The sequence below is a fragment of the Xylophilus ampelinus genome, from assembly GCF_003217575.1.
GTDB lineage: Bacteria > Pseudomonadota > Gammaproteobacteria > Burkholderiales > Burkholderiaceae_C > Xylophilus > Xylophilus ampelinus.
This window is the reverse complement of sequence record NZ_QJTC01000002.1, coordinates 1-19,115: the sequence shown is the minus strand read 5'-3', so window position 1 is coordinate 19,115 and position 19,115 is coordinate 1. Positions and strand designations below refer to the sequence as shown.

Annotated in this window: 13 protein-coding genes; 9 read left to right on the top strand and 4 right to left on the bottom strand. The window is 64.8% G+C overall.

Annotated features, from left to right (window positions below):
* Window positions 1-232 precede the first annotated feature (232 nt).
* Window positions 233-4,204 (bottom strand): RHS repeat-associated core domain-containing protein, encoded by a 3,972-nt coding sequence (locus DFQ15_RS01505; RefSeq protein ID WP_158528989.1) that lies wholly within the window; start codon window positions 4,202-4,204, stop codon window positions 233-235.
* A gap of 622 nt (window positions 4,205-4,826) precedes the next feature.
* On the bottom strand, window positions 4,827-5,066 hold the full coding sequence (locus DFQ15_RS16900; protein WP_146228615.1) for a hypothetical protein: 240 nt from the start codon (window positions 5,064-5,066) through the stop codon (window positions 4,827-4,829).
* A gap of 189 nt (window positions 5,067-5,255) precedes the next feature.
* Between DFQ15_RS16900 and DFQ15_RS01500 the strand changes: the two genes are divergently transcribed.
* The 7 genes from DFQ15_RS01500 to DFQ15_RS01470 all read left to right on the top strand — a co-directional run bounded on the left by DFQ15_RS01500 (window position 5,256) and on the right by DFQ15_RS01470 (window position 11,244).
* A complete protein-coding gene (locus DFQ15_RS01500) occupies window positions 5,256-5,897 on the top strand; it encodes a peroxiredoxin (RefSeq protein ID WP_110464279.1) in 642 nt (213 codons plus the stop codon).
* 2 nt (window positions 5,898-5,899) lie between these two features.
* Complete coding sequence (locus DFQ15_RS01495) at window positions 5,900-6,562, top strand: RBBP9/YdeN family alpha/beta hydrolase (protein WP_110464278.1); 663 nt, start codon at window positions 5,900-5,902, stop codon at window positions 6,560-6,562.
* Window positions 6,559-7,557, top strand: a complete 999-nt coding sequence (locus DFQ15_RS01490) for a sulfate ABC transporter substrate-binding protein (protein WP_110464277.1) — start codon at window positions 6,559-6,561, stop codon at window positions 7,555-7,557. Before DFQ15_RS01495 ends, DFQ15_RS01490 begins: the two co-directional genes overlap by 4 nt.
* The gene (gene cysT / locus DFQ15_RS01485; protein WP_110464276.1) at window positions 7,558-8,436 is read left to right on the top strand and encodes a sulfate ABC transporter permease subunit CysT; all 879 of its coding nucleotides are present in this window, start codon (window positions 7,558-7,560) and stop codon (window positions 8,434-8,436) included.
* Window positions 8,437-8,560: 124 nt separating this feature from the next.
* Window positions 8,561-9,499, top strand: a complete 939-nt coding sequence (cysW, locus tag DFQ15_RS01480; protein ID WP_110464275.1) for a sulfate ABC transporter permease subunit CysW — start codon at window positions 8,561-8,563, stop codon at window positions 9,497-9,499.
* Between the two features lie 26 nt (window positions 9,500-9,525).
* Entirely contained in the window at window positions 9,526-10,638 is a 1,113-nt protein-coding gene (locus DFQ15_RS01475) for a sulfate/molybdate ABC transporter ATP-binding protein (RefSeq protein ID WP_110464274.1), read from the top strand.
* A gap of 99 nt (window positions 10,639-10,737) precedes the next feature.
* Window positions 10,738-11,244, top strand: a complete 507-nt coding sequence (locus DFQ15_RS01470; protein ID WP_110464273.1) for a disulfide bond formation protein B — start codon at window positions 10,738-10,740, stop codon at window positions 11,242-11,244.
* Here the strand turns inward: DFQ15_RS01470 and trhO are convergent.
* Window positions 11,241-12,221, bottom strand: a complete 981-nt coding sequence (gene trhO / locus DFQ15_RS01465; protein WP_110464272.1) for an oxygen-dependent tRNA uridine(34) hydroxylase TrhO — start codon at window positions 12,219-12,221, stop codon at window positions 11,241-11,243. The two genes, DFQ15_RS01470 and trhO, sit on opposite strands and share 4 nt — an antisense overlap.
* Before the next feature lie 282 nt (window positions 12,222-12,503).
* Here trhO and xopAH point away from each other — a divergent pair, with 282 nt between their 5' ends.
* Window positions 12,504-13,643, top strand: coding sequence for a XopAH/AvrB family type III secretion system effector (gene xopAH, locus DFQ15_RS01460; protein WP_199399792.1), 1,140 nt, complete (start codon window positions 12,504-12,506; stop codon window positions 13,641-13,643).
* Between the two features lie 138 nt (window positions 13,644-13,781).
* On the opposite strand, the gene argA is transcribed toward xopAH, so the two are convergent.
* Window positions 13,782-15,131 (bottom strand): amino-acid N-acetyltransferase, encoded by a 1,350-nt coding sequence (gene argA / locus DFQ15_RS01455; protein ID WP_110464270.1) that lies wholly within the window; start codon window positions 15,129-15,131, stop codon window positions 13,782-13,784.
* Between the two features lie 44 nt (window positions 15,132-15,175).
* Here argA and hrpA point away from each other — a divergent pair.
* The coding region (gene hrpA, locus DFQ15_RS01450; protein ID WP_110464515.1) for an ATP-dependent RNA helicase HrpA at window positions 15,176-19,115 on the top strand (3,940 nt) is incomplete at its 3' end.

The following is a 19,115-nucleotide window of genomic DNA, read 5'->3' as shown; positions in this document are numbered from 1 at the left end:
GGGTCAGGCAGCGGAGTCTTACGGTACTTCAATATCTCGTTTAGCATTTGTGCCTCTTGCTCAGGAGTCGTTTTCAGAACGTAGGCCGTTGAATCCCGGTATTGGGCCTGAGAGTTAAGATAATCTGTAAGACTACCTCCCAAAGGTGTCCCAGTTCCGTAGCTGTATACGCCTTGTCCAGTAAATCCAATTGCCGCATGCCCAAATGGGTTTCCACTTGTCCCGCCCCCAATTAGAACCACAGTATCCAACCCAAATGGGTCAATTCCACTGAGAGGATTCCCCCCCCACATACCCATACCGATTCCACCCCCCCCTCCAACCCGATCGGATCGTTTTGCGTATACCGCCCCGCTAGCGGGTGGTAGCTCCGATTGAGGTTATAGAACAACCCCGACTCCTCATCCGCCACCTGCCCCGGATAGCGCAGATCGAAGGCGAACGGGGTTGCTGCGGAAGAAGAGGGCGCCACCCCCGAAGACGCCACCGCCGCATCCTGCACGAACTCCGTCGCACTCGTACTCGGCGGCACCTCCCCGAAGGCGGTCGTCACCCACTGCCAGGTGACCAGCCCATCGTCGCGCGTCAGCCGTCTCGGCGTATTCAGATGGTCACTGTGCACCGCGTACAGCCGTCCGTCCATGACGGCGGCGATAGGCATCGGCCCGCCGGCCGTCGGCAGATAGATGAACTCCGTCGTCCCCGTGCCGCTCGTGGAACCGTCGGCAGAGTTCCGATACTGCCCCAGCACCGTACTCCCCTCGAACGGCCCCTCCGCATACACCGTCTCCGTACGCACCGCCGGTGTCTGCAGTCCGTTCGTCTTCAGCACCCGCTGGCCCAGCGCATTGTGCAGATAGGTGGCCCGGGCCATGGTGTCGGTGCTACTGGTGCCGCCGCTGCGCTCCACACTCCGCAGCCGCCCATCCGCCCCATAACCCCACACATCCCGCCCCGCTTGCGTGATCGACCCTGTGGCGTCGTAGACGAACGGCACCTGCGTCACCGTCGGATCGCCCGTGCCCATGCGCAGCGTCTGCGCATACCCCGTCGGCCGGTTGCTGTCCGGCGCCACGGTGTAGGTGCGCTGCAGCGTCAGCCCGCTGTCCGACGCACCCTGGGTGTACACCACGCTCTGCCGGTTGCCGTTGGCGTCGTAGGCCATGCCGACCTGCTGCGGCCCTACCACCGCGGACAGCGGCACCTCGCTGGGCAGACTGGCCACCGTCCGCGGCTCGTGCGCCATGCCCACGATCCGGCCCGCGCCGTCGTAGGTGAAGCCCGTGGAGAAGACCGTCGGCGCCACCCCGCCGGCCGTCGGCAGCATCAATTCCTGCGTCAGGCTGGCCACCCGCCCGGCGGCATCCCAGGTATAGCTGCCCAGCTCGTACTGCACCAGCTGGCCGGCCGTGTCGTAGCGGCGGCTCGCCGCCAGACCGCCGCTGCTGCTGCTGGTGCCCCCATTGACGAACGGCCATTGCCAGCCCGTGGGTTGACCCAGCGGGTTCCAGGCCAGGTCACTCACCAGCGGCGTGCCGTTCAAGCTCAGCCCCGCCAATTGACCGGTCGCATCGTAGACATAGCCCAGCACCCCGCCGGAAGGGTAGGTGATGCTCGCGATCCGTCCGGCCCCGGGGGCGCCCGCCGCCCCATAGCCATAAGCCACGCTGCGGTTCGCACCGTCGGCCAGGACCTGCTGCTTGCGCGTCACCCGGCCCAGCGCATCGCGCCGGTATCGGGTGGTCACCCCCGGGTCCTGCAACTCGCCGAGGAATCCGACGCACGCGTTCGGTGAATCGGCCTCGGCATAGTCAGCGCCGGCCAGGTCGTAGCGCAGCACGCTGGCGCTGCCGTCCGCATACTGGATCCGGGTCGGGCGGCCCAGCACATCCCGGGTGATCTCGGTCGCGCGCCCCAGCGCATCGACGATCTTCCGCGGCAGCCCCAGCGCGTCGTAGGTCGTGGCGAGGGCGCCGGTATCGGCACTGCGCTCCTGCGTGGCACTGCCCAGCGCGTCGCGGGTGTAAGCGGTGGAGACGCCCTTGAAGTCGGATGCGGCCACCACGTTGTCGCGCGGGTCGTAGGCCAGCATCGCCTGCGCGTTCAGGCTGTCGGTGACCTGCTGCACCCGGCGCAGGCCGTCCAGCCCGTACCGCGTCGTCTGGCCCAATGCGTTCGTCTCCGAGATGCGCTCGCCGTTGGCATCGTAGGTATAACTGATGCCTTGGTCATCGCCGTGCCGCTCGTAAACGACGCTGTTCAGGTAATTGATCGTGCGAGTTGCTTGCCAGATGACTTGGTTCCGCGCATCGCGCGTTTTTTCGGCGGTGCGGTTGCCCATGCCATCGAGCGTGTAACTGCCGCTCGCCCCCCGGTTGTCGTTCCAGCCGGTCAGGCGGTGCGCGTCGTCATAAGTGAAATCGACGGCATAACCCGCTGCGGAAACTATCCGACTGACCAACCCCGTAGGAGTGTAGATACTGGTGATCTGCAGGCCGCCGCGGCTCTGGGTGAGCAGGCGACCGCGTGGATCGTAGGTGTAGATGCTCGCCGTGCCGGTCGGGTCGGTCTGCCGGGTCATGCGGCCCGCCGCGTCGTGCTCGTAAAGGGTGATGCGGCCGAGAGGGTCAGTACTTTGATCCAGGTTGCCCGCAATGTCATAGGTATACCCAGTCGCCGCACCATTTGCGGTGATTGCCATAGAGACCAAGCCGGCATCGTTATAACTCCATGATTGAGTAGCAGACTGGCCCGTTCCCATGTCGGTTACGGACTCACTCAGCTTGCGGCCCGAAGCATCGTAAGTGAATGCCGTCGTTCGACCTGCTTGGGTGATGAGCGCCGGGAGGTCAAATGTAGGATGCCATTGAATCGCGACGGTCGCCGCCTCTGGTCGTCCTGCAGCGCGGGTTGTCGCCAGCGGCAGGCGGCGGTTGAAATCCCAAGTATACGTTGTACCTGTGCCGAGAAAATCATGTTCGGACTGGGGCAAGCCGTCCGTATCAAAATTGCGGCTCCCTAATGAAGAAATACCATTGGTTGCGCTCAACGAAGAAAGATATATCGAGTCGCCCCCAAACCACTCATAGTTTCTTGACATCCCTAACGCATCTTGAACTCGTGCTGCAAGTTTATGTTCTTCGGGCAAAGAATTTTCGGCAAGACCTATCAACCTCCCGGCTCCGCTCGCCAAACTTGTATAGGATGCTGATATTAAATGGGCACCGCCGGCATGCTCGCTGCGGATGGCGCGCCCGAAATAATCGTACTCGAATTTCGCGTAATCCAAAGAATTCTCATCGACTTTTCCAGTCATAAGAGATGGATGGTTGGCATCGTCGTATTTATAGCGTTTTATAGTTCCGTCGGTTTGTACAACTTTGACCAGTCTAGACTGGTCGTCGTATTCGTATCGTGATGTAGTTCCATCAGGAAAGACTACTCCTTCCAGAAGTCCAGAGGCTCCGTAAGAAAAATTAATACTTCTTCCAAATTCATTTTCAACTTTCGCTATAAACTCGCCGTCATAATACAGCTTCATTCGACATTTGCCAGGTATATCGACGATGTAAATAAGTTTTCCGTCTGCAGAAAATTGCCATTCTTTCTGGGGTATCTTTAATAGCCATTTGGCACCGTTTTCGACGATTTCCAAACTTTCCGTCAACGATTCCCGACCGGCTATGTTGATCCACGAACCAGAGTCGTCGGATCTTGTGAAAACCACCGGGGGCCTTTCGCCAAGTCTGATGGTCGCTCGTTTTTTGGCCGCATCCAGCTCCAGCTTTCCATAGTATTGGTGCGCCCACTTTCCGCCCATTCTCGCAGCAGCCAAGTCACCGAAACCATAATAAAAGCGCCCAAAACTGAGTGGATGCGGAGAGCGATCAATCCAATCACTATCGGCTTCGAGTTTTTCGCCCGTGGCAATCTGGATGGGATTTTCCAGCGGTGGTGAATTGGCATCGCAAATTTGATTGGCCAGTACCTCGATAGTGTTTGTGCTGATATTGGTGCATCCGCCGCAAAGGGACTCTAGGACTATTTTTGTTGGAACTTGGGGTGGAACATACTTGAATTGAAATTTCCCTTGTCCATCGGTTACTCCGGCATAGGAACTCTCTATATTTCCATCTTTTTTTAGAAATATAGAAACAGATGCATGTGCAGCTGGCGCATCGTACTCAGCCACGGTGGCCGTCACGATGACCGGCGGCCCGATTGGCATCGCCCTCGTTATTTTATCGCCGTCTAAGCTGACAGTCTTCTCGTACTTTTTGCAACTGCCGCCTGCATCGTAGAATCCAGTATTGCAACTGCATAGACCACCTCCGCCAGAGTAGGAGCTGTTGGCTGGGCAAGTATAGCCCTCTGGAAAGATGGCAATGACGGAGTTGTTGTTTGAGTAGGTAAAACTGCAAAAGTAAGTAAAAGGGGGCGTGATTAAACTCAATCCCGTTGCATGTCCGCCATACGCCGCGGCGACGGCATTGCAAACATTGTTAGGGTTCGGGTCCGGTGGTACTAGAGAGTTGTATAGTGTGTACGCGGTCGGCACTCCATAAACCGCTGCAAAAGAATTTCCACCCACCATCGATGAAATAACGAAAAATATTTTAAAAACCCAGAAAAATTCTTGATCATGAATCTAATCCCTAAAAGATAAATCTAATTATTCAATCTATTAAATAAGAGGCAGCTCGCTCGCTTGTGTCCGCCTAGCCGACCACACAGCCCGGTGTCGATCTTAAAACCAAAAAGCGAATAGATCAAAACTATTCTTGGGCCTTGCCCCTGGAATATGTATTCCATAGCCAAGGGCGGGCTCAAAAGTGAAGCACAACACCCGGAGTTTCATGGACGAGGGTGGAATGCCGAGAACTGTTGATGAGCGGCTTACGATAGACAGCCTGCGGAGCTAGTATGCCCAGGCCCAGGCCCAGGCCCAGGCCCAGGCCCTTGCGCGGCCGGCCGTTGATCTCATCATCGGCGATGGCAACGAGTTGTGCCTGGCGTTTAGCCCTACAGGTTTGTGCATTTGGGCCAAAACTGGCGTACCAGATCAAACATGTCTTTGTTGTAGCCCCACTACCAGGACCGCGCGGGCGCTGCAGTAGTCTGTGGGCCTGCCGTTGTGCCTCACTTTCGAAGCTGCCCCTCTTATATGGAAAACGTCATATAGATACAAGCAGATATTTGTTCGGGTCCGATGTCGTCGTCCGCAGAATACGTTTCCACACCCATCCGGAGCGCACATGGCAACCCTCAGACTCGGCGACACCGCACCCGACTTCACCCAAGATTCCACCGCCGGCCCGATCCACTTCCACGACTGGGCCGCCGGCTCCTGGGTGGTGCTGTTCTCGCACCCGGCCGATTTCACCCCGGTCTGCACCACCGAACTGGGCCGCACCGCGGCGCTGTCGGGCGAGTTCGCCAAGCGCGGCGTGAAGCCGATCGCGGTGAGCGTCGACACGCTCGAATCGCACGGCAAATGGGTGCCCGACATCAACGACACGCAGAAGACCACGGTCGATTTCCCGATCCTGGCCGATGCCGACAAGAAGGTCGCCACCCTCTACGACATGATCCACCCCAACGCGCTGGCCAACGCCACCGTGCGCAGCGTGTTCATCATCGACCCGAAGCACGTGGTGCGCACCACGCTGACCTACCCGGCCAGCACCGGCCGGAATTTCGACGAGATCCTGCGGGTCGTCGACTCGCTGCAGCTCACCGACAGCCACAAGGTCGCGACGCCGGCCGACTGGCGGGACGGCGACGACGTCGTGATCCTGCCCAGCCTGCAGGACCCGGCCGAGCTGGCGCAGCGCTTTCCCAAGGGCTTCGACGCGGTGCGGCCCTATCTGCGCCTGACGCCCCAGCCCAACAAGTGAGCATGGCGGCATCCCGGCCCGCAGGCGCTGGCGGCACCACGCGCATCGTCATCGTGCCGGGCTGGCGCGACTCCGCGCCCGGCCACTGGCAAAGCCTCTGGGCCGAGCGGCTGCCCGGCGCGGTGCGTGTCCAGCAGGACGACTGGATGACGCCGCGGCGCGACGCCTGGGTCGCCTCGCTGGAGCGGACCGTGCTCGCGTCGCCGCTGCCGGTGGTGATCGCCGCGCACAGCCTGGGCTGCATCGCCACCAGCCATCTGGGCGAGGAGGCGCAGTCGCGCATCGTCGGTGCCCTGCTGGTGGCCCCGGCCGACCCGGAGCGCCGCGCGGTGCTGAGCGACTTCGCGCCGGTGCCGCACGCGCGACTGCCCTACCGCAGCGTGGTGGTGGCCAGCAGCAACGACCCGTACTGTCCGATCCGGCTGGCCGGCGCCTATGCCCGGGCCTGGGAGAGCGAGTTCGTGCGGCTGCGGAACGCCGGCCACCTCAACCTCGAATCCGGCCACGGCGACTGGCCGCTGGGCCTGGCGCTGCTGCAGTCGCTGACCGGCGCGCTTTCGCTCGGTTTCGAGGCGCCCGCCGCGGCACGCGACAATCCCTCCGTTCGACTTCCGTCTTCCAGCTCTTCCGTTCCTCCTTCACCCTACACCACGGAATCCGCATGACCTCCCGCCTCAAGATCGCCCTTGCCGCCGCCGCGCTCGCCGTCGGCGGAACCACCTCTGCCCAGACGACGCTGCTCAACGCGTCCTACGACGTGGCACGCGAGTTCTACAAGGACTACAACGCGGCCTTCGTCGCGCATACCAAGAAGACGACAGGCAAGGACGTGAAGATCGACCAGGCCCACGGCGGCTCCAGCGCGCAGGCCCGCGCGGTGGCCGACGGCCTGGATGCCGACGTGGTCACGATGAACACCAGCACCGATATCGACTTCCTGGCCGAGCGCGGCGTGGTGGCCAAAGACTGGGCCAAGCGCTTCCCCGACAACGCGTCGCCCACCACCTCGACCATGCTGTTCCTGGTGCGCAACGGCAACCCCAAGAACATCCGCGACTGGGATGATCTGACCAAGCCCGGAGTGCAGGTGGTCGTGGTCAACCCCAAGACCGGCGGCAACGGCCGCTATGCGTACCTGGCCGCCTGGGGCTCGGTCAAGAAGAAGGGCGGCACCGACGCGCAGGCGGCCGACTTCGTCTCGAAGATCTACAAGAACGTGCCGGTGCTCGGCAAGGGCGGCCGCGACGCGACCACGACCTTTCTGCAGCGCAACATCGGCGACGTGCTGATCACCTTCGAATCCGAGGTGGTCTCGATCAACCGCGAGTTCGGCGAGGGCAAGGTCGATGCGGTGTATCCGTCGACCAGCATCGTGGCCGAGAACCCGGTGGCGGTGGTGGAGCGCACCGTCGCCAAGAAGGGCACCGCCGAGCTGGCCAAGTCCTACCTCGACTGGCTGTACTCCGAAGAGGGCCAGGAGATCGCCGCCAAGCATGCGCTGCGTCCCCGCTCGGCCGCGGTGCTGAAGAAGCATGCCGACGTGTTCAAGCCGGTGCAGCTCTTCACCGTGCAGGAAGTCTTCGGCAGCCTGGGTGAAGCGCAGAAGGTGCACTTCAACGACGGCGGCCAGTTCGACAAGCTCTACACCGTCGGCCGCTGAATGTCGGCTGCTGCCACGGCGGTGCCGCAGCCCGCGGTGCCGGGGTGCCGAAGGGGCGCCAAGCGGGTGTTGCCCGGCTTCGGCCTGACGCTGGGCTACACCGTCTTCTACCTCGGCATCGTCGTGCTGGTGCCGCTGTCGGCGCTGGTGCTGCGCAGCTTCAGCCTCACCGGCGAGCAGTTCTGGGCGGCGGTCACCTCGCCGCGGGTGCTGGCCTCGTACCGGCTTACGTTCGGGGCCTCGTTGTTCGCGGCGTTGGTCAATCTGGTCTTCGGCCTGCTGCTGGCCTGGGTGCTGGTGCGCTACAAGTTCCCCGGCAAGAAGATCGTCGACGCGCTGGTGGACCTGCCGTTCGCGCTGCCCACCGCCGTCGCCGGCATCTCGCTCACCGCCATCCTGGCGGGCAACGGCTGGATCGGCCGGTACCTGGAGCCGATGGGCATCAAGCTGGCGTTCACGCCGGCGGGCGTGGTGATCGCGCTGATCTTCATCGGCCTGCCGTTCGTGGTGCGCACGGTGCAGCCGGTGCTGGAAGACACCGAGCAGGAACTGGAAGAGGCAGCCACCAGCCTCGGCGCCACCCGGCTGCAGACCTTCACCAAGGTGATCTTCCCGGCGATCGCGCCCGCGCTGCTGACCGGCTTCGCGATGGCCTTCGCGCGGGCCATCGGCGAATACGGCTCCGTCATCTTCATCGCAGGCAACATGCCCATGATTTCCGAAATCACGCCGCTGATCATCATCGGCAAGCTGGAGCAGTACGACTACGCCGGCGCCACCGCCGTCGCGGTGGTGATGCTGGTCATCTCCTTCGTGCTGCTGCTGGTCATCAACGGCCTGCAGTCCTGGCAGCGCAAGCGCGCGGGGATGCCGACATGAGCCCGCGCACGGCCGTTCCGAAGCGGGCTCGCATCGCAGTGCGCAGCACGGAGAATTGGAAATACCCGCGCACGGCCGTTCCGAAGCGGGCTCGCATCGCAGTGCGCAGCACGGAGACTTCGTCATGAGCGTTGCCGGACGAACCAACGTGTCGCGGGTGCGCGCGGGCACCACTGAGTCGCCCTGGGTGCGCCGCGCCCTGATCGGCATCGCGATGGTGTTCCTGTTGCTGTTCCTGGTGCTGCCGCTGGCAGCGGTGTTCACCGAGGCGCTGCGCAAGGGCTTCGGCGCCTACCTGGAAGGGCTGCGCGAGCCCGACGCCTGGTCGGCGATCAAGCTCACCCTGGTCACCGCGGCGATCGCGGTGCCGTTGAACCTGGTCTTCGGCGTGTCCGCGGCCTGGGCGATCGCCAAGTACGACTTTCCCGGCAAGGCCTTCCTCACCACGCTGGTCGACCTGCCGTTCTCGGTATCGCCGGTGGTGGCGGGCCTGATGTACGTGCTGGTCTTCGGTTCGCAGGGGTGGTTCGGTGACTGGCTGTCGGCGCACGACATCAAGATCATCTTCGCGGTGCCGGGCATCGTGCTGGCGACGGTCTTCGTGACCTTCCCGTTCATCGCGCGGGAGCTGATCCCGCTGATGCAGGCGCAGGGCACCGACGAGGAGCAGGCCGCCATCGTGCTCGGGGCGACCGGCTGGCAGACTTTCTATAAGGTCACGCTGCCCAACATCAAGTGGGGCCTGCTGTACGGCGTGATCCTGTGCAACGCGCGGGCGATGGGCGAGTTCGGCGCGGTGTCGGTGGTCTCGGGCCATATCCGCGGCCAGACCAACACGGTGCCGCTGCACGTCGAGATCCTCTACAACGAGTACCAGTCGGTGGCGGCCTTCGCGGTCGCGTCGCTGCTCGCGCTGCTGGCCCTGGTCACGCTGGCGATCAAGTCGTGGATCGAATGGCGCCACGAGCGCGAGCGTGCCTCGGCCGGTGAGCTGTCGCCCGAGCCGCCGCTGTCGGCAGGCCTCGCCGCCTCGGTCGTCGGCACGCCTGCTGTGCCGCGCTGAACGGCCCACCTCCCAGAAGAAGAACCATGAGCATCGAAATTCGCAACGTCAGCAAGCAGTTCGGCAATTTCCAGGCGCTGCAGGACGTCAGCCTCGACATCGACTCGGGCGAGCTGATCGCCTTGCTCGGCCCTTCTGGCTGCGGCAAGACCACGCTGCTGCGCATCATCGCGGGCCTGGAGGCGGCCGACGCCGGCAGCATCCTGTTCGCCGGCGAAGACACCACCGACGTGCATGTGCGGGAGCGGCAGGTGGGCTTCGTGTTCCAGCACTACGCGCTGTTCCGCCACATGACGGTGTTCGAGAACGTCGCCTTCGGCCTGCGGGTCAAGCCGCGCAAGCTGCGGCCGAGCGAGGCGCAGATCGAGGAGAAGGTGCATTCGCTCCTGAACCTGGTGCAGCTCGACTGGCTGGCCGACCGCTACCCGTCGCAGCTCTCCGGCGGCCAGCGCCAGCGGATCGCGCTGGCGCGTGCGCTGGCGGTGGAGCCGAAGGTGCTGCTGCTCGACGAGCCCTTCGGCGCGCTCGATGCCAAGGTGCGCAAGGAACTGCGCCGTTGGCTGCGCCGGCTGCACGACGAGCTGCACGTCACCAGCATCTTCGTGACCCACGACCAGGAAGAGGCGCTGGAGGTGGCCGACCGGGTGGTGCTGATGAACAAGGGCAAGGTCGAGCAGAGCGGCTCGCCGCAGGAGGTCTGGGACCGTCCGGCCAGCCCCTTCGTCTATGGCTTCCTGGGCGACGTGAACCTGTTCCACGGCCGGGCCGACCAGGGCGCGGTGCATGTCGAGGGCATCCGCCTGGAGGCGCCCGAGCATGCCGGCGTGCTGGACGCCGCGGCCTTCGCCTATGTGCGGCCGCACGACCTCGACGTGCAGCGTTACACGCCCGGTTCCGACCGCGACGCGGCGGGCCAGCGGCGCGGCATCGTCGCGGTGCTGGAGCGGTCGATCGTCGTCGGCCCGATCGCGCGGCTGGAACTGGTCGCCACCGAGCCGCAGGTCGCCAACGACGGCAAGGACGCACTGATCGAGGCGCAGATATCGGCAGACCAGTTCCGCGCCATGGCGCTGAAGGACGGCGATACGCTGGTGCTGACGCCACGCCGCGCACGGGTTTTCGTCGAAGGTGCGCAGTAGCCTGCAGGCACCGGCTCGCCCTGTTGCGCAGCGGCCCGGAACCAAAGCGCGAAAGCCCTCCCAAAGAGCCTGACAATTACACGCTCTTGGAGGGCTTAAATCTTGTGGACCTTATTTGAAACGCACCCGCGCCGGGTGTTGGGCGGCATCGCGGTGCTGTGCGTGGCGATGCTCGCCTTCGGCATGTACTTGCAGCATGTGGTGGGGCTCGAGCCCTGTCCGATGTGCATCGTGCAGCGGTATGCGCTGATCCTGGTGGGCGTGTTCTGCGCCGTCGGCGCCGCATTGCGCAGCCCGGGCGGCCGCAAGGCGCTGGCTTTCCTCGCGCTGCTGATGGCCGGCGCCGGTGCCTTCGTCGCGGCCCGCCAGAGCTTCCTGCAGTGGTACCCGCCCGAGTTCGCCTCGTGCAGCCGCGACCTCTACGGGATGATCGAGACCTTCCCGCTGAAGCGCGCGATCCCGATGATCTTCAAGGGCAGCGGCGACTGCACCGCGATCGACTGGACCTTCCTCGGCGGCTCGATCGCCAACTGGTCCTTCGTCTGCTTCGTGGTCTTCGCCGTCGTGCTGCTGTTGCTGCTCACGCGCCGCAGCGTGCGCGCCTAACCCGGTTCGTCGGAGTGCTGCGACGGCTCCGGCGGCGGTGCCATCCGCGCGCCGATGTGGGCCTGCCGGCGTTGCTGCGCCAGTTCCACCTGGCGCTGCCGCTCGGCCAGGCCTCGCAGCTCTGTCTCGCTGCGGGTGGCGTGGCAGTAGGGGCAGCTCACGCCTTCTACATACAGCGGCGATGCCCGCTCCGCATCGCCGAGCGGCCAGCGACAGGAGCGGCACAGCGTGTGGTGGCCCTGCACAAGGCCGTGGCCGACCGACACCCGTTCGTCGAACACGAAACAGTCGCCGTGCCAGCGGCTCTCTTCCGCAGGCACCGTCTCCAGGTACTTGAGGATGCCGCCTTCGAGGTGGTAGACCTCGCCGAAGCCCTGGCTGCGCAGGTAGGCGGTCGATTTCTCGCAGCGGATGCCACCGGTGCAGAACATCGCGACGCGCGGCTTGGCGTCGCCGTCGCCCGCAAGCACGCCGCCGGGCTGCGATTCGCGCGCGACCCAGCCGGGCAGCTCCGAGAAGCTCTTGGTCAGCGGGTCGATCGCGCCGTCGAAGCTGCCGATCTTGACCTCGTAGTCGTTGCGCACGTCCACCACCACCACGTCGGGCTGGTCGATCAATGCGTTCCAATCGGCCGGCGCGACGTAGGTACCGGCGTCGGCCGCGGCGTCCAGCCCCGGGACGCCCAGCGCGACGATCTCGCGCTTCAGCCGCACCTTCATCCGGTAGAAGGGCTGCACCGCGGCGGGCGATTCCTTGTGCGGCAGGGCGGCCAGCCGCGGGTCGGTGCGCAGCCAGGCCAGCACCGCGCGCACGCCGTCAGGCGGGCCGGCGATGGTGCCGTTGATACCTTCCTCGGCCAGCAGCAACGTGCCCTTGACGCCGTGCAGTTCGCAGCAGGCAAGCAGGGGCGCCTGCAAGGCGGCGTGATCGGACAATCGAACGAATCTGTAGAGCGCGGCGGCGAGGAGGTGGGTCATGGGCGGACCATGATAACGGGACCGGTCCGGCGTGCAGGTGCTCGACCCGCGGGTTGGCACTCGCGACCGCGCGATGTGGCAGGCGACCCGTGCGCGTGTTGTCTGTGCCGCAGCTTCGGAGCGACCTCGGCGCATTCGTAATGTGGCGCGCCGTCAGGATTCGCCTGGAACGTATCGTTTGTCAGATCAACAACTTGCAACGTCAACGCTCAGAGACCTTACGGACTTGGTTCCCTGTTTCGTTTATCGAATGATTGTTTCGCCTGAAGATCAGCAGAAAATATGAATTCGATAAAGCTGCAAGTCTTTTTCAAACCTCGAAGACAAATGGGAAATACATTATTTGGCGCCTGCGGCGGCATTCCGCGCCATCAGTCTCCATCTGGATCGGAACATGGAGCGTCAACTTCTTCTACGCCTAGGCGATATTTCGATATGCCTTCCGCAAGCGGCCAACTTGCCGGGCTTCAAGCCCGCAGCGGTAGTGGGAGCAGATGTGGCAGCAGCCGAGGTGGGCTGCCTGGCCCTGTTAAAAATTCTGCACTCAGCGCAGTCGAGAGGAGTTTGATTGGCGCCGCGCGCTGGCCGGATGATGCCCCCGGAGTGAATATCTCTAACAAATCCCATACCCCGGAAAACAAGCGATATTGCGAAAGTTTCTACAAGGCGTCTCGCAGTGCGGCTTGTGATATTGCTTCTGGCCGCATCTCTACGTTCGATGGACTCTGGCAAAAAGCAACACAATGGCGACTGTCCAGAATTTCTTCCAGTGACCCGGCCAAAACCGATTTCATGTCAGTTCGTCAACCGGGTCGACTGTTTGTCACGTCATTGAGACCACCCTACCATTCAGTGATTGAGCGCGTGCAGCGGCACCCTGATGCCGCAACCGAGATTTTCAGCGGGGAACACCTTGGAGGTGTCGAAACCAAGGTGTATCGTCAGTATGGTACGGTATCGGGAACGGAAATTCCGATGACAGTTGTCAGCGCCGCTGCAGATCTATCGGATCTTCATAATAGGTTATGGAGCTTGCCAAGCTGCCGCAATCGCCGTGACCCTATTGCAGCCTCTATGGCACGTTCTCACCCTAATATGATTACGCACACGGATGGGGCGTACCTTCAGGTCATCAAAGAACACTTGGAAGCGTTGTATACGCAAGCTATAAACCCCCCCCTAAATCAACATGAAGCGCTTGAGTTGATTTCCCGGGTGCACTGGTGGGCGGCATGTGCCGCACCGGATCAGCGCGGCAGCGCAGCAAAAGCGGAGTTCGCTGCGCGGTCCATCGCGTCTGCCCATGGCATCGAACTGCCGCCGTTCAAACATGGAGTGGTACCCGATATCGAAGCCATGCTCTGCTCCGAGGAGGAGTTCGTATCGCAGTACCCGAACCTGTTCGAGCGCAGTCCACTCTGATGCCCGACGTGCCCTGTTTCCCCAACACCCGCCTGCGCTGCTATTGGCCCGTCGCGCTTATCAGGATGGGGGTCGGCACGAGAGCGTGTTTTGAACTTCGACGTACCCGCGTGTGTCCCGCAAACGGGCTATCACGCGCTAGACCAGCTTCTTGACCAGGACCTGGCTCTTGCGGTCCCAGTTGTACTTGCGCTTGCGGGCTTCGGGCAGCCAGTCGGGGTCGACCGGCTGGAAGCCGCGCTTCAGGAACCAGTGCATCGTACGGGTCGTCAGCACGAAGATGCTGCCGAGGCCCATGGCACGCGCCCGCTGCTCGATGCGGCGCAGGATCTTTTCGCCGTCGCCCTGGCCCTGGCTCTGCGGCGACACGGTCAACGCGGCCATCTCGCCGGTGCGGGCCTCGGCATAGGGGTAGAGCGCCGCGCAGGCGAAGATCACGCCGTCGTGCTCGACGATGGTGTAGTGGTCGGCGTCGCGCTCGATCTCGGTGCGGTCGCGCTTGACCAGGGTGCCGTCCTTCTCGAACGGTTCGATCAGCTGCAGGATGCCGCCCACGTCGTCGGCCGTGGCCTCGCGCAAGCTCTCCAGTTTTTCGTCGATCACCATCGTGCCGATGCCGTCGTGCACGTACACCTCCAGCAGCAGCGCGCCGTCGATCGCGAAGGGCAGGATGTGGCTGCGTTCCACGCCGGCCTTGCAGGCCTTCACGCAGTGCTGCAGATAGAAGCCGGCATCGGTCGGCAGCAGAGGCTGCGGCAGTTCGGCCAGCAGCTTCTCGGCCACGGCCAGCGGCATTTCGGTGTCGATCGGGTTGTCGTCGCCCTCGGGCGCGTCGGGCTGCGCGCGGATGCCCGGCACCTCGGTCAGGAACAGCAGCTTGTCGGCCTGCAGCTCGATCGCGACGCTGGTGGCCACCTCCTCCATCGTGAGGTTGAAGGCCTCGCCGGTGGGCGAGAAGCCGAAGGGCGAGAGCAGCACCATCGCGCCGAAATCCAGGGAGCGCAGGATGCCCGCCGTGTCCACCTTGCGCACCAGCCCCGAATGCTTGAAGTCGACCCCGTCGACGATGCCGACCGGCCGGGCGGTGAGGAAGTTGCCCGAGATGATCCGCACCGTGGACCCGGCCATCGGCGTGTTGGGCAGGCCCTGGCTGAAAGCGGCCTCGATCTCGTAGCGCAGCTGGCCGGCGGCCTCCTGCGCGCAGTCGAGCGCCACGCTGTCGGTGATCCGCATGCCGTGCGAATACTGCGGCGCGTGGCCCTTGGCCAGCAGCTGCTCGTTGACCTGCGGCCGGAAGCCGTGCACCAGCACGATCTTCACGCCCATGCTCTGGATCAGCGCGATGTCCTGCGCGATCGTTTGCAGCTTTCCGGCGGCGATCGCCTCGCCCGCGATCGCCACCACGAAGGTCTTGCCGCGGTGCAGGTGGATGTAGGGCGCCACCGAGCGGAACCAGGGCACGAAGGTGAAATTGAAGACGGCGGACATGGGCGGCTGTGGGGCGGGGCGGGTGCGGGGGGCAGGGATGGGGTATGAAACCAGAGTGTAGGGCGCTTGGCGGCGCGCACGCCGCACGGGCATGGGCTGGCCCGGCGGCGGCACGGCGGCCCGGCGGGGATAATCCGGAGGTGACCCTGACCTCCATCCCGATTACCTTCCCCGAATCCCTGCCCGTCTCGGCCCGCCGCGCCGAAATCCGCGAAGCCCTGGAGGCGAACCAGGTGGTGATCGTCTGCGGCGAGACCGGGTCCGGCAAGACCACCCAACTGCCCAAGATCGCGCTCGAGATGGGCCGCGGCAAGCTGGGTAAGCCGCCGGGGCAGGGCCGGCTGATCGGCCACACCCAGCCACGCCGGATCGCCGCGTCGTCGGTCGCCAAGCGCATCGCCGAGGAGCTGAAGACGCCGCTGGGCGAGGTGGTGGGTTTCCGGGTGCGCTTCCAGGACCGGCTGTCGAAGGACGCCTCGGTCAAGCTGATGACCGACGGCATCCTGCTGGCCGAGACGCAGACCGATCCGCTGCTGAAGGCCTACGACACGATCGTCATCGACGAGGCGCACGAGCGCAGCCTCAACATCGACTTCCTGCTGGGCTACCTGCGCGAGATCCTGCCGCGCCGGCCCGACCTGAAGATCGTCGTCACCTCGGCCACGATCGACGCCGACCGGTTCGCGCAGCACTTCGCGTCGAGCAAGGGCCCGGCGCCCGTGATCTATGTTTCGGGCCGCACGTTTCCCGTCGAGCAACGGTATCGACCGTTCGAGGAATCGCGCGACTACGGTCTGAACGAAGCGATCGCCGACGGCGTGGACGAACTCTGGATGGGCAACGCGGGTGGCGACATCCTGGTCTTCCTGCCCGGCGAGCGTGAGATCCGCGAGGCGGCCGATCACCTGCGCAAGCACCTGGCCCACCAGCCGGTCATGCGCGGCGCCGAGGTGCTGCCGCTCTTCGCCCGGCTGTCCCAGGCCGAGCAGGACCGCATCTTCGACGGCCACACCGGACGGCGCGTCGTGCTGGCCACCAATGTTGCCGAGACATCGCTCACCGTGCCCGGCGTGCGCTACGTGATCGACGCCGGCACCGCCCGGATCAAGCGCTACAGCTTCCGCAGCAAGGTGGAGCAGTTGCTGGTCGAGCCGGTGAGCCAGGCGGCCGCCAACCAGCGCGCCGGCCGGTGTGGCCGGGTCGCCAACGGCATCTGCATCCGCCTCTACGACCAGAAGGATTTCGAGGGCCGGCCGCGCTTCACCGATCCGGAAATCCTGCGCAGCTCGCTGGCGGGCGTGATCCTGCGGATGAAGTCGCTGCACCTGGGCGACGTGGCGCGCTTCCCGTTCCTGGAGGCGCCCTCGGGCCGCGCGATCGCCGACGGCTATCAGCTGCTGGCCGAGCTGGGCGCGGTGGACGAGGCCAACGACCTGACCGAGGTCGGCCGCCAGCTTTCGCGCCTGCCGCTCGATCCGCGGATCGGCCGCATGATCCTGGAAGGCCGCGACCGCGGCGCGCTGGAAGAGGTGCTGGTGATCGCCAGCGCGCTCAGCGTGCAGGACGTGCGCGACCGGCCGATGGAGCTGCAGGCCCAGGCCGACCAGGCGCATGCCAAGTTCGACGACGACAAGAGCGAGTTCAGCGGCTACCTGCGTCTGTGGAAATGGCTGGGCGACGCCCGCGGCGGCGTGCCGGTGGCGATGACCCGGCGCGAGATGGGCGCGCAGAGCGCAACGGCGCAACGGCATCCGCGCAACCATGCGGCGTTGCCGATCGCGCAGCGTTCGGTCAAGGCTGTCCAGGTGGGCGCCGACATCGTGCCAGCGGCTGCAGATCCAGGGGCACCGCAGGACCGGCTTCGCCGGACTGCCGGTGCCGCCCCCGACGAGGGGGTTGGCGGACCACACGCAGTGGGGCAGCCTGGGGGCGGTCCGAAGCTCAGCAATCGCCAGTACGAACAGCTGCTGCGCCAGAACTTCATCAGCATCCGGCGCGTGCGCGAATGGCGCGACATCCACAGCCAGCTGCTGACGGTGATCAACGACCAGAAGTGGGTCTTCAACCGCAACCCCGCGGGCTACGAGGAACTGCACAAGGCGCTGCTCTCGGGCCTCCTGGGCAACATCGGCTTCAAGCCCGAGGAAGAAGACGTCTACCTGGGCGCGCGGGGCATCCGCTTCCACCGCCATCCCGGCGCGCACCTGAGCAAGAAGCCGGGCCGCTGGATCGTAGCGGCCGAGCTGGTCGAGACGACGCGCCTCTTCGGCCGCGGCATCGCGAATATCGAGCCGCAGTGGCTGGAAGAGCTGGGCGGCCATCTGCTGAAGAAGCAACTGCTCGATCCGCACTGGGAAAAGCGCTCGGCCGAGGTGGTGGCGCTGGAGCGGGCCACGCTCTACGGCCTGGTGGTCTACAACAACCGCCGCATGCCCTTCGGCCGGATCGATCCGCAGGGCGCGCGCGACATCTTCCTGCGCTCCGCCCTGGTCGGCGAGGAGTGGGAGACCAGGCTGCCCTTCCTGGCCGCCAACCGCAAGACGATCCGCCAGGTGGAGGAGCTGGAGCACAAGGCGCGCCGGCAGGACGTGCTGGTCGACGACGAGTTCATCTACGCCTTCTACGACAAGCAGGTGCCCGAGCAGATCGCCACCGGCCGCGCATTCGAGCAGTGGTACCGCGAGGCCGCCCGCGGCAACCCCGAGCTGCTGCTGCTGACCCGCGACGCGCTGATGCGCCACGAGGCGGCCGGCATCACCGGCAGCGCCTTCCCGCGCACGGTCAAGCTGGGCGGCGTGGACTGCAGCGCCACCTACCTGCATGCGCCGGGCGACGCGAAGGACGGGGTGAGCGTCGCGGTGCCGATCTTCGTGCTGAACCAGGTCAGCGAAGACCGGGCCGAGTGGCTGGTGCCCGGCATGCTGAAGGACAAGATCCAGGCGCTGCTCAAGAGCCTGCCGCAGAAGCCCCGCGCCCGGCTGGTGCCGCTGCCCGAATCGGCCACCCGCATCGCGGAGCGGCTGAACGCGCCCGAGCTGTTCGGCCACGGTTCGCTGACCGACGCGGTGCTGAAACAGGTGCGCGAGACGACCCAGCTCGACGTCAAGCGCGCCGACTTCAAGCCCGACATGCTGAGCCCCCACCTGTTCATGCACCTGCGGGTGGTCGACGAGCACGGCCGCCAGCTGGGCGCCGGCCGCAGCCTGGCCGCGCTGAAGGCCGAGCTGGGCGCGCAGGCGCGCGGCGCCTTCCAGGCGCTGGCCGGCCTGCGGCTGGCGGAAGGGAAATCCAAGGAAAAAGTGCCCGAGGCCGGCGTGGAGAGCCGACTGAATGCTATTAAAAACGGAGCATCGCCCGCGCCCGCGCCCGCGCCCGCGCCCGGTGCCGCACGGTCCGCGACCGGTCCGGCCGCGGCGCCGGCCGACCTGCGCTACACCGCATGGACCTTCGGCGCGCTGCCCGAGCTGATGGAGATCCGCAAGGGCGGCCAGACGCTGGTCGGATTCCCCGCGCTGATCGACGCACAGGACAGCGTGCGGATCGAGGTTTTCGACGAGCCCGCCGTCGCCGCCGCCCGCCACCGGGCCGGTCTGCGCCGGCTCTTCGCGCTGCAGATCAAGGACGCGCTGAAGTACCTGGAGAAGAACGTGCCCGATCTGCAGAAGATGGCGGTCGCCTTCATGCCGCTCGGCACGCAGGAAGCGCTGCGCGGCCAGATACTCGACGTGGCGATGGACCGCGCCTTCCTGCTCGACCCGCTGCCCACGTCCGAGGCCGAGTTCAAGAAGCGGCTGGACGAGGGCCGCGGCCGGCTCACCCTGATCGCCAACGAAGTGGCACGGCTGGCGGCCGGCGTGCTGGTGGAATACGCCGCCGCCGCCCGCAAGATCAAGGACACCAGGATCCAGCCCGATGCGGTCGCCGATGCCCAGCAGCAACTGCAGCGCCTGGTGCCGAAGAACTTCCTGGCCGCGACGCCCTGGC